This is a genomic window from Pseudomonas sp. 25 R 14 (genome assembly GCF_900004755.1).
GTDB lineage: Bacteria > Pseudomonadota > Gammaproteobacteria > Pseudomonadales > Pseudomonadaceae > Aquipseudomonas > Aquipseudomonas brenneri.
In genome coordinates, this window is sequence record NZ_CVTS01000027.1 from 26,998 (window position 1) to 49,739 (window position 22,742).

27 protein-coding genes are annotated in these 22,742 nt (G+C 60.4%); 24 read left to right on the plus strand and 3 right to left on the minus strand.

The window, feature by feature from the left end:
- Positions 1-88: 88 nt before the first annotated feature.
- Positions 89-2,140, minus strand: coding sequence for a methionine--tRNA ligase (gene metG / locus BFQ03_RS05515; protein ID WP_032858424.1), 2,052 nt, complete (start codon positions 2,138-2,140; stop codon positions 89-91).
- 171 nt (positions 2,141-2,311) lie between these two features.
- Here metG and apbC point away from each other — a divergent pair, with 171 nt between their 5' ends.
- Entirely contained in the window at positions 2,312-3,406 is a 1,095-nt protein-coding gene (gene apbC, locus BFQ03_RS05520) for an iron-sulfur cluster carrier protein ApbC (RefSeq protein ID WP_065942651.1), read from the plus strand.
- Positions 3,407-3,903: 497 nt separating this feature from the next.
- Here apbC and fdxA read toward each other — a convergent pair whose 3' ends face one another.
- Both fdxA and mutS read right to left on the minus strand, forming a co-directional pair.
- Entirely contained in the window at positions 3,904-4,227 is a 324-nt protein-coding gene (gene fdxA, locus BFQ03_RS05525; protein WP_032858421.1) for a ferredoxin FdxA, read from the minus strand.
- A 142-nt stretch (positions 4,228-4,369) separates the two neighbouring features.
- Positions 4,370-6,961 carry a DNA mismatch repair protein MutS gene (gene mutS, locus BFQ03_RS05530; protein ID WP_032858420.1) on the minus strand — a complete coding sequence of 864 codons (2,592 nt, stop codon included), beginning with the start codon at positions 6,959-6,961 and terminating at the stop codon, positions 4,370-4,372.
- A 369-nt stretch (positions 6,962-7,330) separates the two neighbouring features.
- Here mutS and BFQ03_RS05535 point away from each other — a divergent pair, with 369 nt between their 5' ends.
- From BFQ03_RS05535 to recX, 23 genes are all read left to right on the plus strand, one after another.
- Positions 7,331-8,059 (plus strand): LexA family transcriptional regulator, encoded by a 729-nt coding sequence (locus BFQ03_RS05535; RefSeq protein ID WP_082445537.1) that lies wholly within the window; start codon positions 7,331-7,333, stop codon positions 8,057-8,059.
- 601 nt (positions 8,060-8,660) lie between these two features.
- The gene (locus tag BFQ03_RS05540) at positions 8,661-8,993 is read left to right on the plus strand and encodes a phage holin family protein (RefSeq protein WP_032858418.1); all 333 of its coding nucleotides are present in this window, start codon (positions 8,661-8,663) and stop codon (positions 8,991-8,993) included.
- A gap of 21 nt (positions 8,994-9,014) precedes the next feature.
- Positions 9,015-9,527, plus strand: a complete 513-nt coding sequence (locus BFQ03_RS05545) for a hypothetical protein (protein WP_065942652.1) — start codon at positions 9,015-9,017, stop codon at positions 9,525-9,527.
- Between the two features lie 3 nt (positions 9,528-9,530).
- On the plus strand, positions 9,531-10,142 hold the full coding sequence (locus BFQ03_RS05550) for a phage baseplate assembly protein V (protein WP_032858415.1): 612 nt from the start codon (positions 9,531-9,533) through the stop codon (positions 10,140-10,142).
- Between the two features lie 9 nt (positions 10,143-10,151).
- Positions 10,152-10,484: a phage baseplate protein gene (locus BFQ03_RS05555; protein ID WP_065942653.1), complete on the plus strand. Its 333-nt coding sequence runs from the start codon at positions 10,152-10,154 to the stop codon at positions 10,482-10,484.
- A complete protein-coding gene (locus BFQ03_RS05560) occupies positions 10,481-11,476 on the plus strand; it encodes a baseplate J/gp47 family protein (protein ID WP_032858412.1) in 996 nt (331 codons plus the stop codon). The genes BFQ03_RS05555 and BFQ03_RS05560 overlap by 4 nt, the downstream gene beginning before the upstream one ends.
- A complete protein-coding gene (locus BFQ03_RS05565; protein WP_032858410.1) occupies positions 11,473-12,111 on the plus strand; it encodes a phage tail protein I in 639 nt (212 codons plus the stop codon). Before BFQ03_RS05560 ends, BFQ03_RS05565 begins: the two co-directional genes overlap by 4 nt.
- Positions 12,108-12,641 (plus strand): phage tail-collar fiber domain-containing protein, encoded by a 534-nt coding sequence (locus BFQ03_RS05570; protein WP_032858408.1) that lies wholly within the window; start codon positions 12,108-12,110, stop codon positions 12,639-12,641. The genes BFQ03_RS05565 and BFQ03_RS05570 overlap by 4 nt, the downstream gene beginning before the upstream one ends.
- A gap of 33 nt (positions 12,642-12,674) precedes the next feature.
- Positions 12,675-13,427, plus strand: coding sequence for a hypothetical protein (locus BFQ03_RS05575; RefSeq protein ID WP_032858407.1), 753 nt, complete (start codon positions 12,675-12,677; stop codon positions 13,425-13,427).
- Positions 13,428-13,438: 11 nt separating this feature from the next.
- On the plus strand, positions 13,439-13,675 hold the full coding sequence (locus BFQ03_RS05580; RefSeq protein ID WP_032858406.1) for a tail fiber assembly protein: 237 nt from the start codon (positions 13,439-13,441) through the stop codon (positions 13,673-13,675).
- A 90-nt stretch (positions 13,676-13,765) separates the two neighbouring features.
- On the plus strand, positions 13,766-13,969 hold the full coding sequence (locus BFQ03_RS05585) for a hypothetical protein (RefSeq protein WP_032858404.1): 204 nt from the start codon (positions 13,766-13,768) through the stop codon (positions 13,967-13,969).
- A 2-nt stretch (positions 13,970-13,971) separates the two neighbouring features.
- Entirely contained in the window at positions 13,972-15,138 is a 1,167-nt protein-coding gene (locus BFQ03_RS05590) for a phage tail sheath protein (RefSeq protein WP_032858403.1), read from the plus strand.
- The gene (locus BFQ03_RS05595) at positions 15,138-15,644 is read left to right on the plus strand and encodes a phage major tail tube protein (RefSeq protein WP_032858402.1); all 507 of its coding nucleotides are present in this window, start codon (positions 15,138-15,140) and stop codon (positions 15,642-15,644) included. The genes BFQ03_RS05590 and BFQ03_RS05595 overlap by 1 nt, the downstream gene beginning before the upstream one ends.
- Before the next feature lie 154 nt (positions 15,645-15,798).
- On the plus strand, positions 15,799-16,365 hold the full coding sequence (locus tag BFQ03_RS05600; RefSeq protein WP_032858401.1) for a phage tail assembly protein: 567 nt from the start codon (positions 15,799-15,801) through the stop codon (positions 16,363-16,365).
- 128 nt (positions 16,366-16,493) lie between these two features.
- Positions 16,494-17,864, plus strand: a complete 1,371-nt coding sequence (locus tag BFQ03_RS30535; protein WP_032858399.1) for a glycine zipper domain-containing protein — start codon at positions 16,494-16,496, stop codon at positions 17,862-17,864.
- The gene (locus BFQ03_RS05610; RefSeq protein ID WP_032858398.1) at positions 17,864-18,247 is read left to right on the plus strand and encodes a phage tail protein; all 384 of its coding nucleotides are present in this window, start codon (positions 17,864-17,866) and stop codon (positions 18,245-18,247) included. Before BFQ03_RS30535 ends, BFQ03_RS05610 begins: the two co-directional genes overlap by 1 nt.
- Entirely contained in the window at positions 18,240-18,452 is a 213-nt protein-coding gene (locus BFQ03_RS05615; RefSeq protein WP_032858397.1) for a tail protein X, read from the plus strand. Before BFQ03_RS05610 ends, BFQ03_RS05615 begins: the two co-directional genes overlap by 8 nt.
- Before the next feature lie 9 nt (positions 18,453-18,461).
- Entirely contained in the window at positions 18,462-19,472 is a 1,011-nt protein-coding gene (locus BFQ03_RS05620; protein ID WP_032858396.1) for a contractile injection system protein, VgrG/Pvc8 family, read from the plus strand.
- Between the two features lie 19 nt (positions 19,473-19,491).
- On the plus strand, positions 19,492-20,040 hold the full coding sequence (locus BFQ03_RS05625) for a glycoside hydrolase family 19 protein (RefSeq protein WP_032858458.1): 549 nt from the start codon (positions 19,492-19,494) through the stop codon (positions 20,038-20,040).
- Complete coding sequence (locus tag BFQ03_RS05630; protein WP_032858395.1) at positions 20,031-20,534, plus strand: lysis system i-spanin subunit Rz; 504 nt, start codon at positions 20,031-20,033, stop codon at positions 20,532-20,534. The genes BFQ03_RS05625 and BFQ03_RS05630 overlap by 10 nt, the downstream gene beginning before the upstream one ends.
- Positions 20,535-20,615: 81 nt before the next feature.
- Positions 20,616-21,116: a CinA family protein gene (locus BFQ03_RS05635; RefSeq protein WP_032858393.1), complete on the plus strand. Its 501-nt coding sequence runs from the start codon at positions 20,616-20,618 to the stop codon at positions 21,114-21,116.
- A gap of 83 nt (positions 21,117-21,199) precedes the next feature.
- Positions 21,200-22,258 (plus strand): recombinase RecA, encoded by a 1,059-nt coding sequence (gene recA, locus BFQ03_RS05640; RefSeq protein WP_029295312.1) that lies wholly within the window; start codon positions 21,200-21,202, stop codon positions 22,256-22,258.
- An 8-nt stretch (positions 22,259-22,266) separates the two neighbouring features.
- A complete protein-coding gene (recX, locus tag BFQ03_RS05645; RefSeq protein ID WP_032858392.1) occupies positions 22,267-22,734 on the plus strand; it encodes a recombination regulator RecX in 468 nt (155 codons plus the stop codon).
- The last annotated feature ends 8 nt before the right edge of the window (positions 22,735-22,742 follow it).

The window sequence follows — 22,742 nt, forward strand, 5'->3', positions numbered from 1 at the left end:
GGGCCTGATTATCCGGCAAGCAGGGAGAGGGTACTAGCGCAAACCGCCCTGTCGCGGCTAATCACCACGGCAGGGCAGGCTTGAGGTGTTACTTGATGCGCTGGCCAGGCTTGGCGCCGCTGTCCGGGCTGAGCAGGTAGATCTCTTCACCGCCAGGGCCGGCAGCCATCACCATGCCTTCGGAGATACCGAACTTCATTTTCCGTGGCTTGAGGTTGGCGATCATCATGGTCAGGCGACCATCGAGCTTGGACGGGTCCGGATACGCGCTCTTGATCCCGGAGAACACGTTGCGTTGTTCATCACCGATATCCAGGGTCAGGCGCAACAGCTTGTCGGCGCCTTCCACCGCTTCGGCCTTGATGATCAGCGCGACACGCAGGTCCACTGCGGCAAACGCGTCGAAGTCGATTTCCGGCGACAGCGGATCCTTGGCCAACTCGCCATTGCCCGCTGGGGCTGCCTGGCCGGTATCGGTCTGGCTGGCGGTCAGGTCTTCCTTGGAGGCGTCAGTCATGGCCTGCACCTTGACCGGATCGATACGGGTCATCAACGGCTTGAATTCGTTGAGCTGATGGCTGTTGAGCAGGCGGGTATGGTCATTCCAGGTCAGCGGTGCAACGTTGAGGAATGCCTCGGCGTCGGCGGCCAGCAACGGCAGCACCGGCTTGAGGAAGATCACCAGTTGGCGGAACAGGTTGATGCCGGTGGCGCAGATGGCCTGGACTTCATCCTGCTTGCCTTCCTGCTTGTTCAGCGACCACGGCGCCTTGTCGGCGATCCAGGCGTTGGCACGGTCGGCCAGGCCCATGATCTCGCGCATGGCACGGGCAAAGTCGCGGGCTTCATAGGCATCGGCGATGCTTGGCGCGGCGGCCAGGAAGGCGTCGGTCAGTTCTGGCGCGGCGTTGACCGGAACCATCACGCCAGCATTGCCCTTGTGGATAAACCCGGCGCAACGGCTGGCGATGTTGACTACCTTGCCCACCAGGTCCGAGTTGACCTTCTGCACGAAGTCTTCCAGGTTCAGGTCCAGGTCGTCTACGCCACGGCCCAGCTTGGACGCGTAGTAGTAGCGCAGGTACTCCGGCGACAGGTGGTCCAGGTAGGTGCGCGCCTTGATAAAGGTGCCACGGGACTTGGACATCTTCTGGCCGTTGACCGTCAGGTAGCCGTGCACGGCGATGCCGGTTGGCTTGCGGTAGCCCGAGCCTTCGAGCATGGCCGGCCAGAACAGGGCGTGGAAGTTGACGATGTCCTTGCCGATGAAGTGGTACAGCTCGGCGGTGGAGTCCTTGCCCCAGAACGCATCGAAGTCCAACTCTGGCGTGCGGTCGCAGAGGTTCTTGAAGCTGGCCATGTAGCCGATTGGCGCGTCCAGCCACACATAGAAGTACTTGCCCGGTTCATCGGGGATCTCAAAACCGAAATACGGCGCATCACGGGAGATGTCCCACTGTTGCAGGCCGGCATCCAGCCATTCGGCGATCTTGTTCGCCACGGCGTCCTGCAGGGTGCCGCTGCGGGTCCAGGCTTGCAGCATTTCCTGGAAATCCGGGAGCTTGAAGAAGAAGTGCTGGGAATCCTTGAGCACCGGGGTGGCGCCAGAGATCGCCGACTTCGGATCCTTCAGGTCGGTGGGTGCATAGGTGGCACCGCATTTTTCGCAGTTGTCGCCGTACTGGTCTTCAGTGCCGCACTTGGGGCAGGTGCCCTTGATGAAGCGGTCGGCCAGGAACATTTTCTTTTCCGGGTCGAAATACTGGGTGATCGAGCGCGTAGCAATGTGCCCGGCGTCACGCAGCTTCAGGTAGATCTGGCTCGACAGCTCGCGGTTTTCTTCGGCGTGGGTCGAGTGGAAGTTGTCGAAATCCACCAGGAACTCGGCAAAGTCGGCGCTATGTTCAGCCTGGACGTTGGCGATCAGTTGTTCCGGAGTGATGCCTTCCTTTTCGGCGCGCAACATGATGGCCGAACCGTGGGCGTCGTCTGCGCAGACATAGATGCATTGATTGCCGCGATGCTTCTGGAAGCGCACCCACATATCGGTCTGGATGTACTCAAGCATATGGCCAAGATGGATGGAACCATTGGCATAGGGCAGGGCGCTGGTGACGAGGATCTTGCGTGGCTCGGACATGGGGCTCGGCTACTTGATGAAACGGAGGTCGGCCACTATAAAGCGCCGGCGAATTTATTTCACCCCGTGAGGCTGTTTCAGGGTTTTCCAATGTCGCGAAAGCATGCCCCTCGGGCGCGGGAACGGTTAGGATAGCCGCCTGTTTTAGTCTGTCTTTTCCGGGAGTAGCCCATGAGCGCCGTCAATCGCGCAGCGGTGGAAGCCGTTCTTCGCCAGTACATCGACCCCTATCTGAACCAGGACCCGGTCAGCGCCGGCTGTGTCCGGGCCATTGATGTGCAGGGCGATCAGGTCACGGTCCAGCTTGAACTGGGCTACGCCGCCGGCCTGTTCAAGAGCGGCTGGGCGCAGATGCTGCAAATGGCCATTGAAGGCCTGGACGGTGTGCGTTCGGCCAAGGTCGACATCCAGTGCGTGATCGCCGCGCACAAGGCCCAGGCACAGATCCCGGGCCTGGCCAACGTCAAGAACGTGGTGGCCGTGGCGTCGGGCAAGGGCGGCGTGGGCAAATCGACCACGGCGGCCAACCTGGCCCTGGCCCTGGCCCGTGAAGGCGCGCGGGTGGGGATTCTCGACGCGGATATCTATGGCCCCAGCCAGGGCGTGATGTTTGGCATTGCCGAAGGTTCGCGGCCCAAGATCAAGGACCAGAAGTGGTTCGTGCCAATCCAGGCCCATGGCGTGGAAGTCATGTCGATGGCGTTCCTCACCGATGACAACACGCCGATGGTCTGGCGTGGGCCGATGGTGTCCGGGGCCTTGATGCAACTGGTGATGCAGACCGACTGGGGCAACCTGGACTACCTGGTGATCGATATGCCGCCAGGCACCGGTGATATCCAGCTGACCCTGGCGCAAAAAGTGCCGGTGGCCGGTTCAGTGATCGTGACCACCCCCCAGGACCTGGCGCTGCTCGACGCGCGCAAAGGCGTGGAGATGTTCCGCAAGGTCAACATCCCGGTGCTGGGCGTGGTGGAAAACATGGCGGTGCACATCTGTTCCAACTGCGGTCACGCCGAGCATTTGTTCGGTGAAGGCGGCGGTGAAAAGCTCGCCACGCAATATGACGTTGAGTTACTGGCTTCATTGCCGCTGTCGATGGGCATTCGTGAGCAGGCTGATGGCGGCAAGCCGACGGTGGTCGCCGAGCCGGATGGGCAGATCGCCATGGTTTACCAGGAACTGGCCCGCCATGTGGGCGCGCGGATTGTCTTGCAGGAAGCCGGTGCCCAGGCAATGCCGACCATCACTGTCAGCGACGACTGATCAGCCTGAAGGCAGAAAAGCCTCGACCCTGTCGGGGCTTTTTCTTGTCTTGCGTAAACCTTTTGGACGGTCGAGTGCGCATTTCCCTAATGGACCGTGTAAGCATTCGCTTACTTTTTCGTAAGTGTTTGGTTTTTTAGCCGCGCCAGGACGCCTCGAATTACCTGGATATATTTCTATGCAATTGAAAAATAACATTTATTTATTGTGGTTCGAAGGCGGCGACAGGTTGTGCTTGCGAATGGATCCCGTTGAACTTGTTCGGGAAGTCTCTACTATCAGCCCTGTGTCCACGGATTGACACAGTCATCAAGGATCGATGACTCAGGGAACCTCGCAGGATGCGATTCATCAGGACGATGAAAGGGAACACAGGGACTAGGGAAAAAATGTGGGCGGGTCAAACCGCCCCTTTTTTTGCCTGCAGAAAAGTAAAAGACCGGCGTGCAGAAACGCAAAAAGGCCCGCAAGGGGCCTTTTGAAGGGGCGCGACGCTGTTAGCGTTCGAGGTCTTTGATCTTGCCTTTTACGCCATCCCACTCTTCCGCATCTGGAAGCGATTCTTTTTTCTCAGTGATGTTTGGCCAGATTTCCGCCAGCTCGACGTTCAACTGAATAAATTCCTGCATCTCTGCCGGGACTTCATCCTCGGAGAAAATCGCAACGGCCGGGCATTCTGGTTCACACAGGGCGCAGTCAATGCACTCATCCGGGTGGATCACCAGGAAATTCGGGCCTTCGTAAAAGCAGTCCACCGGACACACTTCTACGCAGTCGGTGTACTTGCACTTGATGCAGTTGTCGGTGACGACGAAGGTCATTTCTAATTTTCTCCTCAGGCGGCGGCAGCGAAACCCCTTGTGGCAGGGCTCGCGAGGTTCGGGAGCGATAGTCTGCGGGCCAGGCTAAAAGCCCGCAGCATCCCAAACCGCGCGAGAGTCTACCAGCTTGCAAGCGTCTGCGTTATATCCGAGTCTTCAGTGCATATAACATTTCGAGCGCTTTACGCGGTGTCAAGTCATCCAGGTCAAGCTTTGCCAACTCATCCAGCACCGGATGGGGCAGGCTGGCGAACATATCGCTCTGGTGCGGTGCCGCAGGTTTGCTGGTGGCCTTGGCGGGGCTGGCGACCACATTCTCATGGGGCAGGGCCGTGGTTTCCAGGCGGCTGAGGTGCTCGCGGGCGCGCAAAATCACGTCGTTCGGTACACCGGCCAGTTGCGCCACGGCCAGGCCGTAACTCTGGCTGGCCGGGCCTGGCAGCACATGGTGCAGGAACACGATGCGTTCGTTGTGCTCGGTGGCATTGAGATGCACGTTGGCCACCAGCGGCTCGCTTTCCGGCAATACGGTCAGCTCGAAGTAGTGGGTGGCAAACAGCGTATAGGCCCGCAGGTGCGCCAGGCGCTCGGCTGCCGCCCAGGCCAGGGACAAGCCGTCGAAGGTACTGGTGCCGCGCCCCACTTCGTCCATCAATACCAGGCTGCGGTCGCTGGCGTTGTGCAGGATATTGGCGGTTTCGCTCATTTCCACCATAAAGGTCGAACGGCCACCGGCCAGGTCATCGCTGGAGCCGATCCGGGTAAAAATGCGGTCCACCAGGGACAACTCGCAACTGGCCGCCGGCACGAAGCTGCCGATATGCGCCAGCAGCACGATCAATGCGGTCTGGCGCATGTAGGTGGATTTACCACCCATGTTCGGACCGGTGATCACCAGCATGCGCGTATCGTCGTCCAGCGACAGGTCGTTGGCCACGAACGGGGTGGTCAGCACTTGTTCCACTACCGGATGGCGACCCTGGACAATGCGCATGCACGGCTCGCTGACAAAACGCGGGCAGTTCAGGTCAAGGTTCAAGGCGCGCTCGGCCAGGTTGCTCAACACATCCAGCTCGGCCAGGGCCGCGGCGGTGTCCTGCAACGGTGCCAGCTTGCCGATCAGGTCTTCGAGCAAGGCCTCATAGAGCATTTTCTCCCGGGCCAGGGCGCGGCTCTTGGCCGACAGTGCCTTGTCTTCGAATGCTTTGAGCTCGGGCGTGATGAAGCGCTCGGCACCTTTGAGGGTCTGGCGGCGCTGGTAATCGATAGGTGCCTGCTCGGCTTGCTTGCTCGGCAATTCAATAAAGTAGCCGTGCACACGGTTGTAGCCGACCTTGAGATTGGCCAGGCCGGTGCGGGCTTTTTCGCGGGCCTCCAGGTCAATCAGGAACTGCCCGGCGTTTTCGCTCAGGGCTTGCAGCTCGTCCAGCTCGCTGTCGTAGCCGGTCTTGAGCACGCCTCCGTCGCGGATGATCGCAGGCGGGTTGTCAATGATGGCTTTTGCCAGCAGCGCCGCCAGTTCCGGGTAGGTGCCGGCCGTGACGGCAAGTTGTTGCAGGTGCGGCGCTTCCAGTTCGGTCATCGCCTGTTGCAACTCGGGCAATACGCCCAGCGCGTCTCGCAAGCGTGCCAGGTCGCGAGGGCGAGCGTTACGCAAGCCGATTCGCGCGAGGATTCGCTCGATATCACCGATCTCCTTGAGCTGCGGCTGCAGCTTTTCAAAACGGTAGACGTCCAGCAGGCAGGTAATAGATGACTGACGCGCTTGCAGCACCGTCAAGTCGCGCAGCGGGCGGTTCAGCCAGCGGGTCAGCAAACGGCTGCCCATGGCGGTCTGGCAACGGTCGACCACCGACTGCAGGGTATTGTCGCGCCCGCCCGCCAGGTTGGTGTCCAACTCCAGATTGCGCCGACTGGCGCCATCGAGCACCACGGTGTCGTCCAGGCGCTCATGGCGCAGGCTGCGCAAATGCGGCAGGGCGGTGCGCTGGGTTTCCTTTGCATAGTTGAGCAGGCAACCGGCGGCGCCGATGGCCAGGGTCAGGGTCTCGCAGCCAAAGCCCTTGAGATCCTGCACGGAGAATTGCTGGCACAGACTTTTTAGCGCCGAATCACGCTCAAAATCCCACGGCGCACGGCGCTTGGTCCCACGACGTTTTTCCGCCGGCAGGTCCTTGGGCCAGTCATCCGGGATCATCAACTCCACCGGATTGATCCGCTCCAACTCTGCCAGCAGGTTTTCCCAGCCCTTGATCTCCAGGACTGTGAAGTTGCCACTGGTGATATCCAGCACCGCCAGGCCGAACAGCCGCTCATCCCCCAGCACCGCCGCGATCAGGTTGTCGCGGCGCTCATCCAGCAGCGCCTCATCACTCACCGTCCCCGGCGTAATGATGCGCACCACCTGACGTTCCACCGGCCCCTTGCTGGTGGCCGGGTCGCCGATCTGCTCACAGATCACCACCGACTCGCCGAGCTTGACCAGCTTGACCAGGTAACCTTCCAACGAATGATAAGGAATCCCACACATCGGAATCGCCTGCCCAGCCGACTGCCCGCGCGCGGTCAGGGTGATGTCCAGCAACTTGGCGGCCTTCTTCGCATCTTCATAGAAGATCTCGTAGAAATCGCCCATGCGATAGAACATCAACTGATCAGGGTGCTGGTTTTTCAGGCGCCAGTACTGCTGCATCATTGGCGTGTGGGAGGACAGATCGGAAGTGTTTTTACTCATTGGATAGTAGGCAAATTCGTTGAAAGTGATGGGGCAAAGGGGGCGCTTGGCCCAGCATTTTTTGCGATGGCGGCAAGGTTAACATGTGAGGTCAGTGCTTCGCAGTTCACAAACGGTCAGGTAAAACGCAGAAGGAGTACACCTAACGCCGATCTTGGCTGTAGGAGCGAGCTTGCTCGCGAAGAACGTTAACGATAATGCGTGCTTGCTGGGTAAGCGCGGTGCTCTGAGGTTTTTCGTCGGAACGCCGCCCGGAGACAAGCTCGCGCCTACAGAAAATCGGCATTAGGTGTGGATGTGCATACGTCATGCACAAAATATGCAAATTAGCATTTGCCAACCCCAAAAACTCCCGTCACTATCCCCGTTATGCAAAAACGCAACGTTTCAATCGTCTTAAGAGAGCTGCTCGATCACGACGGGATCTCCCCCACGGAGCTTCACCGGCGTACCGGCGTGCCTCAATCCACTCTGTCCCGGATCCTCAGCGGCAAGATCGTTGATCCGTCGGACAAGCACATCTCGCGTATCGCTGATTATTTCCGTATCAGCACTGACCAGTTGCGCGGGCGTGCGGCGCCGGTGCGGTTGGATGAGCGTGACCCGATGCATTCGGAGCTCAAGGATATAAGCCTGTGGGACGACGATACCCCCGTCAATGACGACGAGGTGTCGATCCCCTTTTTGCGTGAGGTTGAATTGGCTGCTGGATCAGGAAGATTCGTCATCGAGGAAAGCGAGAAGGCCAGCCTGCGGTTCGGCAAGCGCAGCCTGCGGCATAACGGTGTGCAATTCGATCAGGCCAAGTGTGTGACGGTGCGCGGTAACAGCATGCTGCCGGTATTGCGCGATGGGGCGACGGTGGGGGTCAATGCTGGCAAGAGCGGGATTGGCGATATCGTCGATGGCGATTTGTATGCCATCAACCACAACGGCCAATTGCGGGTCAAACAACTCTATCGCCTGCCTTCGGGGATTCGCCTGCGCAGTTTCAATCGTGATGAGCATCCGGATGAGGACTACAGCTTCCAGGATATCCAGGAAGAACAGATCAGCATCCTCGGTCACGTTTTCTGGTGGGGCATGTACGCCCGCTAAACCTCCTTTGTAAGAAACAGCCCGCTCATCAGCGGGCTTTTTTTCGCCTGCGGAAAACCGCCAAGTGGCTGTCTTTCAAGATGTTTATGCTGATATGCATTATCTGGGTGGAAATAAATGCATTTATGCATTGACTGTATATCCATACATGCATATTCTTCATCTCAAGCCAGCCAACAAGGTCTGGTGGAGGCGGCAAGGATGCTGCCAGGGAAGACAAGGAAGGCACGCAACACTGGCAAGGACGCCACCAAGTGATGGCAAGGACGCCAGGCAACACCGGCAAGGATGCCGACGCTCTTTAGTTTCACGGTTTCACCACAGGCAGCGATGAACCGGCCTTGACGGTTCAGAGGGTTGGCAACTGACCCGGGTGTGCAGCGTAAAGCACCAGAAGCAGTTATCCGGCAGACAGGGATCGTGGTCGGAAAAACATCGAGGAAAGATCCGTACCGCGCCAGTAGCGCCGAAAGATCGCAAGGACCGCATTACTGAAAAGCCTGGGCAACCGGGCTTTTTGGAATGCCTACCGACACATCAAACCACTTATTTATCAAAGCACCGGCCACCTGCCGGTTTTACGCATTCCAGGAGGCGTGACATGACAAACGAGCAGCAAGCGTTGGCAGAAATGCCTATCTGGCTGGTGATTATTCTGGCCCTGATCGGCGGGGTATCCGGGGAAATGTGGCGCGCCGACAAGGAGGGCGCCCGCGGTTGGTCGCTGGTCCGTCGCCTGGCCCTGCGTTCCGGGGCGTGCATGGTGTGCGGGGTATCGGCACTGATGCTGCTGTATGCCGCTGGCATGTCGATCTGGACGGCGGGCGCCCTCGGATGCCTGACCGCCATGGCCGGTGCCGACGTGGCCATCGGCCTGTATGAGCGCTGGGCCGCCAAGCGCATCGGGGTCAACCAACCCCCGGATTCAAAGTGATTGTTGCAAGGAAGCCACACCATGACCCTCATTGAAAAACCTTCACAGCTGCCGATTGCTGTCGGCGAGGCGCTGCGTGCAGCGTTCCCCGATCTGCGGGTGGGCAGCCCGCCGGGCTTTCTGGCGACGGATGAAACCGGCGTGGCGATCACGGTCGAACGCAATGGCCCCGGCGTGCGCTCCCTTGAAGGGCGCAAGGCCCATGTGCTGTCGATCTCGCTCAAAGTCATGGCCGCCCAGGGCGCGCAACCCTTTGACGCTTGTGACCTGGCGAGCCGGCTGATGGACCTGGTACTGGATAACCGTTGGCAGTTGCCGCCGGCCCAGTGCGATGTGCCGGTGAATATCGTCGCGCTGCCGTCGAGCCTGGTGGGGGCCGAAACCAACTATGACAGTTGGACCGTGTCCTTCAGCCAGACCCTTTACCTCGGCCCGCCACTGCTCAACGACCCCATCGGCAAGCCGCTGTTTGCCCGTACCTGGGAAGTGTCGAACATCGACGACCCCGATCAATACCGGCCATTGCAGGAGTAGCCCATGTTCGATGCACTGTTACGCCTGCAATTGGCGCCCCTGATCGAGCGTCTGGCCCACATGGAAACCCAGCTTGAAGACCTCTATCGGCGTGCCGAGAGCTTTTGCCGGATCGGCGTGTGCCAGGAGGTCGATGCGGCCAGCAATACCTGCAAGGTCAGCCATGGCGAGTTGCTGACCCCGGCGATTCGTTTTTTCAACCCCAGCGCCGGTGCGCAGACGGAAACGCGGATCCCCACGGTGGGTGAGCAATGCCTGCTGCTCAACTACGGCGGTGGCGAGGGTGGGGGGCAGTCGGTGGCGTTGTTTGGCCTCAACAGTGACCGCTTTCCGCCGCTGTCCAGTGCGGCCAGCCTGACGAGTCGACGTTATGAGGACGGCACGCAAAGCGCCTACGACGCCGCAGCACATGTATTGGGTTGGAACAATGGACCAGCGGCATTCAGCGGCTCTCGCGAGCAAGTGGAAATGAATTTGGGCGCTGCCCGTTTAGTCATGACCGCCGCAACCATCAGTCTGCAAGTCGGAGCCGTCGGCATGCTGCTGGATGCATCCGGCGTGCACTTGAGTGGCCCGGTGGTCGATCACCAGGGCCGAGTTATCAGCACGGCATAAGGATTTGCCATGATCGGAATTGAGAGAAACACCGGGGCCGTGGTGGACGACTGGCTGCAATTCGTCCAGCGCGCCACCCGGGCCCTGACCACACCTTTGGGCACGCGGCAGAAACGCCCGCTTTACGGTTCGATGATCCCGCAGCTGCTGGGGCAGAACCTGGGCGATGATCTGCTGATCCTCGCCCAAAGCCACGCCGCCCAGGCCTTTTACAACCCGCAGAACGGCATCGCCGATTTTGTCCCGCAAGTCATCGTCGCCAATCGCCAGGGCGCAGGCCTGCTGTTGCGGTTTGCCGGCACCTGGAAAAACCGCAAGCAATCCTTCGAGGTGGTGACATGAGCATGTTGATCCCCGGGCAGAACCAACTGGCGCCGCCCGACCTCATCGCCGTCGACGAATTCGAACCGCTGCTGGCGCAGTTCAAGGCATTTGTCGTCGACTACGTGGCCACCCGCGCCCCGCAAAGCGCGGCCAAACTCAAGGTCAGCCTGGACAATGAAAGCGAGTTGCTGACCCTGGCCCTGGAAGCCTTTTGTGTGCGCCTGCAAACCCATGAGCGCAAATACAATGCGCGGATCCAGCAGATGCTGGCGTGGTGGGCCACCGGCAGCAACCTGGATGCGCGCCTGGCCGACATGGGCCTGGAGCGCCAGGTGCTCGACCCAGGCGACCCGGCGGCGTTCCCGCCCGTGCCGCCAACCCTGGAAAGTGACGACGATGCGCGGCTGCGCTACTACCTGGCGCCCCACGCGCCGGCTGCGGGTTCACGCATGCAGTATCGTCGCGAGGTGTTCACCCTTGGCGAGCGGCCGGTGGTGAAAGTGCAGAGTGCCGCTGCTGGCGTGGTGACAGTCAGTTATACCTTCGACCCGGATGGCTATGCCGCCCAGGTCAAGGATGGCAACGCCCGGCGCACGGCACCTGGCGAGGTCATGGTCACAGTGCTCTCGCGCTCGGGTAATGGCACGCCATCGACGGACTTGCTTGACGGTGTGCGCCGCCATTTCGCCCGGCCCGATGTGCGCCCGGAAACCGATTGGGTGACGGTGCAGGGCGCGCAGATCGTGCCCTATAAGATTCGCGTGGTCGCCCGGATCAACGCCGGCCCGGACTCGGGGCTGACGCAAGTGGCGGCCCAGCAATTGCTGCAACGTTATGCCGAATCTTGCCACCGCCTTGAAGGGCGCGTGGACCCGAGTTGGATCGACTACACCATCCACACCGCCGGGGCTACGCAACTGGAGATTCTCGAACCGCTGGCGCCGATCATCACCACGGCCTTCCAGGCTCCGTATTGCACGGGTGTCGAGGTGCAGGTGCTGACGCTATGAGTGAGCACACATCCAGTTTATTGCCGGCCAACAGTTCGCCGCTGGAGAGGGCGTTGGACCTGGGTTTCGGTAAGTTGCTCGAACGGGTTGAGCCGCCGTTCCCGGCGCTGATGAATCCGCTGCACACGCCGCAGGCGTTCCTGCCTTACCTGGCCGCCGACCGTGGCGTCAGTGAATGGAACGCCGCTGCCGATGAAACCGAAAAGCGCCTCACGGTCGCCCTGTCCTGGCAGATCCAGCGCCAGGCCGGTACGCCCAAGGCGTTGAGCCACGCAGTCGAATCCCTGGGGTTTACCCCCAATATTCTGGCCTGGTACCAACAGCGCCCGCTGGCCCAGCCCTACACCTTCGACGTGCAGGCGATCATCGGCCGCAGTTGGTCCAGTGGCGACCACAACCGCTTGATCCGCCGCATCAACGCGGCCAAGAGCGAGCGCGACCTGGCCACCATCACCCTGGTGCATGAGGTGGTGGGCAGGCTGCCCATCACCAGCGTCGCCCATGCGGCGCTGAGTGACAGCGAGCTGTCGCTGCGGGGCGCCTTGCCGCAACTCATGTTGAGTTCAGGGCTTAACAGTGCGGGCGTGGCCCAGCACTACACCATTAACGACTACGACCTCAGGGCGCAGCCATGACCGATGACATTACGCGCCTGGTGCGCTTCACCTCCAAGGGTTTGGATGAAGTGTTGCAGGCAAAGAACCAAGGCTTGAAAGGCGAAATCACCCACATCGCCGCCGGCACCGGCCGCTACAACCCCACCGGCAACGAAACCGCCCTGCGCGATGAGCGCCAGCGCGTGGCGATTGTGGATTACGAAGACCTGGGCCAGCGCCAACTGCGCATGGCCGCGCTGTTTGATGGCGATGGTGAATATGAGATTGGCGAGTTCGGGTTTTACCTCGCCAGTGGCACGCTGTTGGCGGTGTACTCGGTGGCGGGGAAGTTGCTGACGTATAAGGCAGCGGCGGCGCGGGTGTTGCAGAAGTTTACGTTGGATATTTCGCCGTTGCCGGCGGATAGCGTCACCGTGATCGTGGGGTCGGAAAACCTCAACATCCTGGTGGTGGATGAGTTGGCGTCACTCTCGACGGCCAGTATCGACAACATGGCGCGAGGCATCGGAGCTTTATTTCGATTGATGGCGCTTGAAGCGAAGGCTTAACACAAGATCAATGCACTACAAGGAGTTTAAACATTGAGTACTGAACAGCAATTGGCCGCGGTTGTCAGCGCGGCAAATAATCTGACGGGTGTTGTGACGGGTAAGATCGGCGAGATTGATCGGGCCCTTGAAGTGGCGCAACGAACTTACCGCGAACAGATTGCAAGTTTGGATCAGCGTCTGCCTAGGCTGGCACTTACGCAAAATTTTAGTATGGCGCCGGATGCCACGGGCAATCTGATTGAGGGATGGGATATTCATCAACAGGTAACGACAACGAAATTGCGGACGGTTACCAGTGCTTCTCAAAAAGCTGGGCGACCCTCGGCTGATGTTGATTTTATGCAACAAGTCCAAGCTGATGTTCGGGAGCAATTTCCTGACTTTGATATTAGGGCCGCTGAGTATTGGAGAAATGGTATTCACGTATGGCAAATGAAATGGACGGATAATACTGTAAGTGCCTGGCTCGCTTATCCAAGGTCTGTCGATGACGGAAAGTTAAGCGGTGGTCGCCCGTTGCTTATGAACTCGACTGTGACAATAGGTGCTTTTGTTCGGTTAATTGACGGGGAGATCAGTGGCGCGTGGAGTACAGGGGCTGAGAAAGGTAAATGGCGCTGGTGTTCAGTGGTCATGCAACCGACTCGTATGTTTGGCCATTATTGGGTTATCCATCCAATGTGTTTTACAGCAAATGGGGTAGTTGAAGTGATGCTTGCTGGGGCCTGCACGGGTGTAGTCACTCATCCCGCTGACTGGTCATGCATGTTGGCTTTGGGTTAAGGAGAGCGTTAATGAAACCTGTATTTGCACTTGCTGAACTGCATCCTTTGATTAAGTGGACGGAAATCCGTGCCTCCCGCGACGCCGATCTTGCCGCCAGCGATTACGCCGCGATGCCCGATTACCCCATGACGGAAAAGGACCGCCCGGTCTTCGTCGCCTACCGCAAGGCCCTGCGCGATATCCCCGATCAAGGCGCCGATCCGGACGCCGTGATCTGGCCCGAAAAACCGGCCTTCCTGAAGTAATACACACCACCGCGAAAGCGGTTTTTTTTCGCCCGCCCAAAGCCCCTCCCGAAGGGGCTTTGCGCTTTTTGCACCCGGAGAATTCCCACCATGGCCAACCGCCAAACCTACACCGTCCTCATCCCATTCCCCACCCAAGGTGGCCACTGGTCCACCGTCGGTCAGGAGCTGGACTTGCTGGACGTCGAAGCAACCGCCCTGCGCACCGCCGGCCGCCTGGAACTGACCAGCGTGCTGGCTGCCGCCCAAGACACCCCACCGGCCAAGAAGGCCGTCACCAAGAAGGCTGAATAATCATGGCTGAGGTTTTGAACTTCGAGCATAACGGCATCACCGTCAATGCCAGCGAATCCCCCGAGGCCATGGGTGGCCTGGGTGACAACGTGATCGGTCTGGTCGGCACTGCGCCTAATGCGCACCTGTCGATCCCGAAAAACGCCCCGTTCCGCATCAACAGTTTCACCGCGCAGGCTCTGCTAGACCCCACCGGCGCCGAGTCGGGCACGCTGTTTCATGCGGTGTACCAGATCCTCAAAGTGGTCAAGGTGCCGGTCTATGTGGTGATCGTCGAAGAGGGCGCGACCCCCGCCGATACCCTCAACAACGTGATCGGCGGCAACGAGCCGGTGACCGGTCGCAAGCTGGGCCTCGCGGCGCTTGGCAGCGTCCCGGAAGACCTGACCATCATTGGCGCTCCAGGCTTCACCGGCACCAAGGCCGTGGCCGGTGAGTTTGCCGCGTTCGGCAAGCGCATCAAGGCCCGTGTGGTGCTGGACGGCAAAGACGCCAGCGTCGCCGATCAAGTGACCTACAGCGGCGAGCTGGGTGGCGCCGACCTGGGTTTCGACCGTTGCCTGCTGGTACACAACATGCCGTCGGTGTACTCCAAGGCCGCGAAGAAAAACGTGTTCCTCGCGCCGTCGTCCCTGGCCATTGCCGCGCTGGCCAAGGTCAAGCAGTGGGAGAGCCCGGGCAACCAGGTGACCTTCGCCGAAGACGTGTCGCGGGTGGTCGAGTACAACATCCTCGACACCTCCACCGAAGGCGACCTGCTCAACCGCTACGGCGTGAGCTACTACGCCCGCACCATCCTCGGCGGCTTCTCGCTGCTGGGTAACCGTTCCATCACCGGCAAGTTCATCAGCTATGTCGGCCTGGAAGACGCCATCAGTCGCAAGCTGGTCAAGGCCGGGCAGAAAGCCATGGCGCACAACCTGACCAAGTCGTTCATGGACCAGGAGGTCAAGCGCATCAACGACTGGCTGCAAACCCTGGTGGCCGACGAAACCATCCCGGGCGGTAGCGTGTACCTGCACCCGGAACTCAACAGTGTCGAGAAGTACAAGAACGGTACCTGGTTCATCGTGATCGACTACGGCCGCTACGCGCCGAACGAACACATGGTTTATCAACTCAATGCCCGCGATGAAATCATCGAGCAATTCCTGGAGGACGTTCTCTAATGTTTACCAACCGAGTCAGACAGGCCATTGCGGCCACTCTCCAGGGCCTGCCGCTGTCGGCGACCGTCGAGGAATTCACCCCGCCGAAGATCGAGTTCGAGATGGAAGCCATGACCGGCGGGCGCTTTATCGCCGAGGAAATGGCCAAGAGCGCCAAGGTGCTGAGCGCCAAGCTGGTGCTGCAAGGCGCCGGTCCCGAAATCATGCTGGCCCTGGGCGTGCGCTTGGGCGAAGACATCCTGCTCAACGTGCGTGAAGCGGGCCAGGACCAGGACGGCAAGGCCTACTTCACCTACCACACCGTCGGCGGCAAGCTTAAATCCCTGGAAGAAGCCAAGCTGAAGATGGGCGACAAGGCTACCACCACCCTGGATCTGTCCTGCCGCACCTACCATCGCCTGGACAACGGCGTGCCGGTGATCGACATCGACGTGCGCACCCAGAAGTTCGTGCTCAACGGCGTCGACATCCTCGGTGATGCCCGGCGTGCGGTGTTGATGCCGTAAGCCTGCCCACGGCGCGGCCACTGTAGGAGCTGGCTTGCCGGCGATTGCATCACCTCAGTTCAACTGAAAGACCGCGCTGCCTGTATCGCAGGCAAGCCGGCTCCCACACTGACCGTGCCCACGCTTTCTAAATTGTCATCAAGGAATTTTGCCCATGGCCTGGAAGCCACCCCTGCATAGCCTGCTGGCGCCGATCACCGCCGACAACGGTGCGACGATCGAGCAGATTCAACTCAACGCGCTGTTCTACGCCGCGCAAAAACAAGCGCTGGCCCGCGCTGGCGAGGACGAGGATGACCAGTTCTTCGAGCTGGCCAAACTGGCCACCGGCCTCTCGGAAAAGGAACTCGACCAACTCAAGCGCCCGGACTACGTGAGCATTGCCCAGCACGTACACGACATGTCGACACGCCCGGCCTCGTTCTTTCTGGGCGACTCCACCGAGCCTGGCGAGCAGGTGCAACTGCTGCTGCCGCTGGAAGTGGCCGGCCGTGTGTTGACCAGCGTCACCCTGGAAATGCCCGCGCTGCGCGCCACCAAGGTGATGAAAAAACTCGCCACCAACAAAGAGCGCGCCGAGTTCATCACCTCGCACTGCACCGGCCTTATGATCCCTGACCTGGACGGCCTGACCGTGCCCGACTGGACGCAACTGCAGGAGCGCATCGACGATTTTTTAAACAAACCGGCGGACTTCTTTCGCAGCGCGACATCGAAGTAATCCTCGACGTCGTTCCGCTGGTTTATTCGGTAAACGAAGCGGAAATTCTTGAATGGAATGCCGCCAAAGCATTGCGCCGCTACGACATCGCGATCACTCGCCTTGGCGTCAAATAGGAGGAGAGCGAGATGCAAGACGCTCGATATACGCTCAAGCTCGCGGACGAAGACAAACGCTGGATGACCTTTCCCGGGCTCGCCGAAAGTGGCGCCTCGCAACTGTCGGGCCTGCTTGCCGAGCCGAATGAAAGTCTGATTGGCGCTCCCACTATGGGCGTGGCGACAGAGCCACCGTCTGAGCTGAGCCTGGCCCTGGCCAACGCCAGCCTGCACATCCATGCGTTGACCGAGGAACAGGTGCGGCTGCGTGAGAGTCTGGAAACCCTCAATAGCACCCTGTTTATCACAGGCAACTCCCTGCTCGGCAGCGTCGCTGCAAGCCCCGCCCCTGTGGCTCAAGAGGAGGCTGCCAAAGACAAGGAGCCGGCAGCGGATTCCTGGTACGCCAAGGGGGCCAAGTGGTTGGGGGAGGGCTATCTCGATACGGCCAGGAGCCGGTTAACGGGCAAGGCTGTCGATGTGACGCTTGGCAAGTTGCCCGGTGTGGGGAAACTGTTTCGCGACGACAGCAAGGATTGCTGCTGCCCAGGGGCAACCGAAACCTTGAAGGGGCGTGCGCGTTTCCTGCCGAAAAAAACGGTGCGCCAGAGACTCACCGAGCGGCTGAGGCCGTCGTCGTCGAAAAAAACCACCCGCTTGGGCAGCCGCATGGCCGGGTCAATGGCAACGCTGCAGCGTGTTTTTGGACAGGCCGGCAAGGTGTTTGACGGGCCAAAAGTGGGTTTTCATGGTGCGTCGCTTCAAGCTTATCGGCCCGCTCCGCGCCTGGGCGAGGGTTCATCCAAGGCGCCTGTTTCATCCGCTCAAGGGCCGGCATTGCTCAGCACTCCAGCGCTCGCTTTGCCCAAGACTATCCCCTCCAGCCTGGTTTCAACGATGAGCAAACTGGAGTCTGTCGGCACTCGATCCCTTGCGCCGCTGCGCTACGCCGACACCGCCATCAACCTCGTCCAGGGTGTGCGCAACGGCGACCTGCAAGCGGTCGGCAGCAGCCTCGGCACTGCCGGTGGTGCGTGGGTCGGCGCCTCTGCCGGCGCGGCCCTTGGTACCCTGGTTTTGCCAGGCGTTGGCACTGCCGTCGGTGGCCTGATCGGCGGCCTGTTGGGCGGCGAGGCGGGCACCTGGCTGGGTGAAAAACTCTTCCCTTCCAGCGACCGCCTGCCATCGCCCGATTCGGTGAGCAAGGAACTCAACAGCGCGCGCTCGGACAACGTCCAGGTCACGCTGGCGCCGAGCATCCAGATCACCGGCGTCAACCCTGCCGACGCCCAGCAGGTGGTCGACCGAGTGATCCAGGCCCTGCAAAACCAATGCATGCCGATGCTGACCGATTCACTGGCGGTTCGGCGCAACGCAGCACTGACCGATGGAGGTGATTAATGCGACAGCAGATGGTACTGGGCGACTTTATATTTGGCCTGTCCCGAGGGTTCGCCTACTCCACGCTCCAACGCGGCAGTGATGGTGGCTGGGGCGACCTGGAGATTATCGCCAGCAAGCCCCAGTCGCGGCAGAACGGCCAGAAGCTGGAAAAACTGACCTTTGCCGGCACCGCCATGGCGGCTGTTGGCATGCAGCGTCTCGACCAATTACGCGTCCTGCTGGATGCACGGACGCCGTTGCCGCTGGTCGATGGTATTGGCCGCAACTGGGGCCTGTGGCGCATCACCGCACTGACGGAAAGCCAGGCCAATGTTATCGATGACGGCACCGCCATGGTGATCAAGTGGTCGCTGGTGCTGGAGGAGTTCGTCAATGCGTAGAGTCCGAAGTATTGCCGGTGATTCGGTCAACCTGCTGCTCTACCGCGAGTTGGGCCGTTGTGATGACGCGGCGGAAGAAACCCTATGGCGCTTGAATCCAGGGCTTGCCGAGCATGGCCCGGTGTTGCCGGCGGGCATCTGGGTGATCGTGCCCGAAATGGACGCGCAACCCGGTCTTGTACGACCCGTATCGGCCTGGGATTAAGGAGGCAGCATGGCAATGGGATTTACCCCGGTCGTGGAGATCTATGGCGCCAATGCGGCGTTGATCAACCCACGGCTGATGCAATGGAAACACACCGACGCGGCGGGCATCGAGTCCGACCGCCTGGAACTGACCATCAACATCGAGGGTCTGGAGGGCCTGCCGAGCCTGGGTGCAAAGATCGGCTTGCGCGTGGGTTACCGCGAGTCGGGGCTGGTGGAAAAAGGCGAGTTTGTGATTACCCAGCGCACGCCTTACCTGTTTCCCATGCGCCTGGCGATCGTGGCCACGGCGGCGCCGTTCAGCGTGATGGACCAAAGCGGTTACCGCCAGCGCCGTTCCGCCAGCCATGGCCCCACGACCCTCGGTGCGCTGTTTCGCCAACTGGCCACGCGGCACGGGTTTTCACCCCGGGTGGCGCCGGCATTGGACGGGATTGTGATCGACCATATCGATCAGTCGAATGAGACCGACATGGGCTTCATCACCCGCCTGGCCGGGCGCTACAACGCAGTGACCAAGCCGATCAACGAGTTGTATGTACTGGCCGAAAGTGGTCAGGTCAAGTCGCTGTCGGGCCAGCAACTGCCGGATGTGCGGTTGTCGGTGACCCATGACAACCGTCCTGGCGAGCAGGCGTTTATCAGCGCGCGGATTGATGAAAGCGCGCGGGCCAAATATCAGGGCTGCCGTGTCAATTGGTGGGATGGAGCGGCCTCTCGCCAGCGTGTGGTCGAGGTGGGGATCGCACCATTCAAGACTTTGCGCCAACGCTGCCAGAGCGAAACCGAAGCGCGCTCAGTGGCGCAGGGCGAGTTGCGCCGGGTGGGGCGCGAAGGGCTGACGATCGCCATTGATTGCCCTGGCAACCCGTTGCTGTCCGCCGAAGGGCTGTTGCTGCTGGATGAGACTTGGCCTGGGTATATGCAGGGGCGCTGGTCGATTGACAAGGTGACCCATGTAGGCGACACGACGACGGGCTATCGCAGTTCGATCATGGCCAGTGGGTTGGCCTCTTAGGCCGTGGAGATCAAGGATGATGACACTTTCGCAACTGCAACAGATCCTGCCTAACGCCCGTGCCCAAGCGGGCGTTTTCATTTCGGCGCTCAACGCCGCCATGCTTCACCGACACATCACCGCACCCAAACGCATGGCCGCCTTTATTGCCCAGGTCGGTCACGAGTCCGGTGAGTTGCGCTACGTCCGGGAACTGGGCGGCGAGCAATACCTGAGCAAATACGACACCGGCACCCTGGCGGTACGCCTGGGCAACAGTCCCGAAGCCGACGGTGACGGTCAGAAATACCGCGGCCGTGGGCTGATCCAGATTACCGGGCGGCGCAATTACCTGGCCTGCAGTCGCGCGCTGTTTGGCGATGAACGCCTGCTGCATTTCCCCGAACTGCTGGAACAACCGCAATGGGCGGCCGAGTCCGCCGCCTGGTTCTGGCACAGCAATGGTTTGAATGAACTGGCGGATCAGGACCAATTCACCACCATCACTCGCCGTATCAATGGTGGCCTCAATGGGCTGGAGCATCGTCAGCAATTGTGGGCGCAGGCGAGGGCGGTGTTATGCAGTTGAGCTGGCGCATGCTGGCTGTTGCCTTGCTGATGGCCGTCCCGGCGGTGGCCAGTTGGCAGGTCCAGGCCTGGCGCCTTGGCCTTGAGTTCGAACGCCAGGCGGCGCGGCACTCAGAGCTGCTGAACCAGCAAAGCCAGGCAGCGCAGCGCCACTACCTGGCCGAACAAACCAGGCGCCAGGCATTGGAGCAACAGCTCGCCGCCAGCGATCAACAGCACACGCGGGAGTTGAGCGATGCACAACGTAACCAGGTTTATCTGCGCGACCGGCTGGCCACTACTGATGTGCGCCTGTCAGTCCTTCTCGACGCCGCCGATCCCGCCGCCGGCCACTCAATGCCAGCCACCGCCACCCGCAGCGTGGTTCATGGCGCCCCGCGAGGTCGACTTGACCCGGCGCATGCTCAGCGAATTATCGGCATCACCGATGCCGGCGATAACGGATTGATCGCGCTGCGGGCCTGCCAGGCGTATGTGCGGGCCATCACCCGGTAACCTGTTGCAGCTGTCTGCCGTTTGCGTGGCCGATGGGCTCCTGTAGGGTAGGCAAACCCCCGCACTTTCCTGGAGACGACCGTGAAGGAAATTACCCAACTCGCCGCCGAACTTGGCCGACGTTTGCAGGTGCTCAATGCCCACGTCACCACCGCCGAATCTTGCACCGGTGGCGGTATTGCCGAAGCCATCACACGGATTCCCGGGAGTTCGGCCTGGTTCGAGGCCGGTTATGTGACCTATTCCAATCGGCAGAAGACCCGCCAGCTCAATGTACCGGAAGGGCTGTTCCCCAAGGTCGGCGCCGTAAGCCGTGAAGTGGTCGAGGCCATGGCCAGGGGCGCCCAGGAAAAAAGCCTGGCGCGGTTTGCCGTGGCGGTCAGCGGTGTGGCAGGCCCCGATGGCGGCTCGCCGGACAAACCGGTGGGCACCGTATGGCTGGCCTGGGGGGTCGGTGACGAGGTTACGGCCGAGTGCCAGCACTTCCCTGGCAACCGTGACGAGGTCCGCCGACAAACGGTAAAAGCCGCATTAGAGGGGCTGTTGCGACGAGCTGCAGCAGAAATAGAAAATCAGGGGTAGGCGATCCCCGATCTTTATGGAACAATACTGTCTACTTATACAGGTGTTGGCCGTCAGGCCTTATTGATTACGTGAGGACTTTAATGGACGACAACAAGAAGAAAGCCTTGGCTGCGGCCCTGGGTCAGATCGAACGTCAATTCGGCAAGGGTGCCGTAATGCGTATGGGCGATCACGACCGTCAGGCGATCCCGGCTATTTCCACTGGCTCTCTGGGGCTGGACATCGCGCTCGGCATTGGCGGCCTGCCAAAAGGCCGTATCGTTGAGATCTACGGTCCGGAGTCTTCTGGTAAAACCACCCTGACCCTGTCGGTGATTGCCCAGGCACAGAAAATGGGCGCCACCTGCGCGTTCGTCGATGCCGAGCACGCCCTGGATCCTGAATACGCGGGCAAGCTGGGCGTCAATGTCGACGACCTGCTGGTTTCGCAGCCGGACACCGGCGAGCAAGCGTTGGAAATCACCGACATGCTGGTGCGTTCGAACGCCATCGACGTGATCGTGGTCGACTCCGTGGCGGCCCTGGTGCCGAAGGCCGAGATCGAAGGCGAAATGGGCGACATGCACGTCGGCCTGCAAGCCCGTCTGATGTCCCAGGCCCTGCGTAAGATCACCGGTAACATCAAGAACGCCAACTGCCTGGTGATCTTCATCAACCAGATCCGGATGAAAATCGGCGTGATGTTCGGCAGCCCGGAAACCACCACCGGTGGTAACGCGCTGAAGTTCTACGCTTCGGTTCGCCTGGACATCCGTCGTACTGGCGCGGTGAAGGAAGGTGACGAGGTTGTCGGTAGCGAAACCCGCGTCAAGGTTGTGAAGAACAAGGTAGCTCCGCCATTCCGTCAGGCCGAGTTCCAGATTCTCTACGGCAAGGGTATCTACCTGAACGGCGAGATGATCGACCTGGGCGTGCTGCACGGTTTTGTCGAGAAGTCCGGTGCCTGGTATGCCTACAACGGCAGCAAGATCGGTCAGGGCAAGGCCAACTCGGCCAAGTTCCTGCAGGACAACCCTGATATCGCGGCGACGCTTGAGAAGCAGATCCGCGACAAGCTGCTGACCCCGGCGCCAGACGTCAAGGCTGCAGCCAACCGCGAACCTGTTGATGACATGGCAGAAGCCGACGCTGATATCTGAGACCAGCGATGACCGTTGTACTCGATACGCTGGTTGCCGTACGGCGTACGGCAATGGACCTGCTCGCACGACGCGAGCATGGTCGGGTCGAGCTGACGCGTAAACTGCGTCAGCGTGGCGCCCCTCCCGAAATGATCGAAACAGCCCTCGACCGCTTGACGGAAGAGGGGCTGCTTTCGGAAGCCCGTTATCTCGAAAGTTTTGTTTCCTACCGCGCACGCTCGGGCTACGGGCCTGCGCGGATTCGCGAAGAGCTGAGCCAGCGAGGCTTGCAGCGTGCCGATATCGATCTGGCGCTGCGTGAGTGTGGCATCAGTTGGCAAACGCAACTGGAAGACACCTGGCGCCGTAAGTTTGCTGGCCATCTACCAATTGATGCCCGTGAACGCGCCAAGCAAGGGCGCTTTTTGAGCTATCGCGGATTTTCGATGGAGATGATCAGCCGCTTGTTGAGCGGTCGGGATCTGGATGACTGAAATGTGAG

Coding starts and splice junctions, on each gene's coding strand:
- BFQ03_RS05545 (WP_065942652.1), top strand. CDS start 9,015: ATGACCCTCATTGAAAAACCTTCACAGCTGCCGATTGCTGTCGGCGAG.
- BFQ03_RS05570 (WP_032858408.1), top strand. CDS start 12,108: ATGACCGATGACATTACGCGCCTGGTGCGCTTCACCTCCAAGGGTTTG.
- BFQ03_RS05550 (WP_032858415.1), top strand. CDS start 9,531: ATGTTCGATGCACTGTTACGCCTGCAATTGGCGCCCCTGATCGAGCGT.
- BFQ03_RS05540 (WP_032858418.1), top strand. CDS start 8,661: ATGACAAACGAGCAGCAAGCGTTGGCAGAAATGCCTATCTGGCTGGTG.
- BFQ03_RS05560 (WP_032858412.1), top strand. CDS start 10,481: ATGAGCATGTTGATCCCCGGGCAGAACCAACTGGCGCCGCCCGACCTC.
- fdxA (WP_032858421.1), bottom strand. CDS start 4,227: ATGACCTTCGTCGTCACCGACAACTGCATCAAGTGCAAGTACACCGAC.
- BFQ03_RS05580 (WP_032858406.1), top strand. CDS start 13,439: ATGAAACCTGTATTTGCACTTGCTGAACTGCATCCTTTGATTAAGTGG.
- BFQ03_RS05630 (WP_032858395.1), top strand. CDS start 20,031: ATGCAGTTGAGCTGGCGCATGCTGGCTGTTGCCTTGCTGATGGCCGTC.
- BFQ03_RS05565 (WP_032858410.1), top strand. CDS start 11,473: ATGAGTGAGCACACATCCAGTTTATTGCCGGCCAACAGTTCGCCGCTG.
- recA (WP_029295312.1), top strand. CDS start 21,200: ATGGACGACAACAAGAAGAAAGCCTTGGCTGCGGCCCTGGGTCAGATC.
- BFQ03_RS05590 (WP_032858403.1), top strand. CDS start 13,972: ATGGCTGAGGTTTTGAACTTCGAGCATAACGGCATCACCGTCAATGCC.
- BFQ03_RS05595 (WP_032858402.1), top strand. CDS start 15,138: ATGTTTACCAACCGAGTCAGACAGGCCATTGCGGCCACTCTCCAGGGC.
- BFQ03_RS05625 (WP_032858458.1), top strand. CDS start 19,492: ATGACACTTTCGCAACTGCAACAGATCCTGCCTAACGCCCGTGCCCAA.
- BFQ03_RS30535 (WP_032858399.1), top strand. CDS start 16,494: ATGCAAGACGCTCGATATACGCTCAAGCTCGCGGACGAAGACAAACGC.
- mutS (WP_032858420.1), bottom strand. CDS start 6,961: ATGAGTAAAAACACTTCCGATCTGTCCTCCCACACGCCAATGATGCAG.
- metG (WP_032858424.1), bottom strand. CDS start 2,140: ATGTCCGAGCCACGCAAGATCCTCGTCACCAGCGCCCTGCCCTATGCC.
- BFQ03_RS05610 (WP_032858398.1), top strand. CDS start 17,864: ATGCGACAGCAGATGGTACTGGGCGACTTTATATTTGGCCTGTCCCGA.
- BFQ03_RS05585 (WP_032858404.1), top strand. CDS start 13,766: ATGGCCAACCGCCAAACCTACACCGTCCTCATCCCATTCCCCACCCAA.
- recX (WP_032858392.1), top strand. CDS start 22,267: ATGACCGTTGTACTCGATACGCTGGTTGCCGTACGGCGTACGGCAATG.
- BFQ03_RS05620 (WP_032858396.1), top strand. CDS start 18,462: ATGGCAATGGGATTTACCCCGGTCGTGGAGATCTATGGCGCCAATGCG.
- BFQ03_RS05600 (WP_032858401.1), top strand. CDS start 15,799: ATGGCCTGGAAGCCACCCCTGCATAGCCTGCTGGCGCCGATCACCGCC.
- BFQ03_RS05615 (WP_032858397.1), top strand. CDS start 18,240: ATGCGTAGAGTCCGAAGTATTGCCGGTGATTCGGTCAACCTGCTGCTC.
- apbC (WP_065942651.1), top strand. CDS start 2,312: ATGAGCGCCGTCAATCGCGCAGCGGTGGAAGCCGTTCTTCGCCAGTAC.
- BFQ03_RS05535 (WP_082445537.1), top strand. CDS start 7,331: ATGCAAAAACGCAACGTTTCAATCGTCTTAAGAGAGCTGCTCGATCAC.
- BFQ03_RS05555 (WP_065942653.1), top strand. CDS start 10,152: ATGATCGGAATTGAGAGAAACACCGGGGCCGTGGTGGACGACTGGCTG.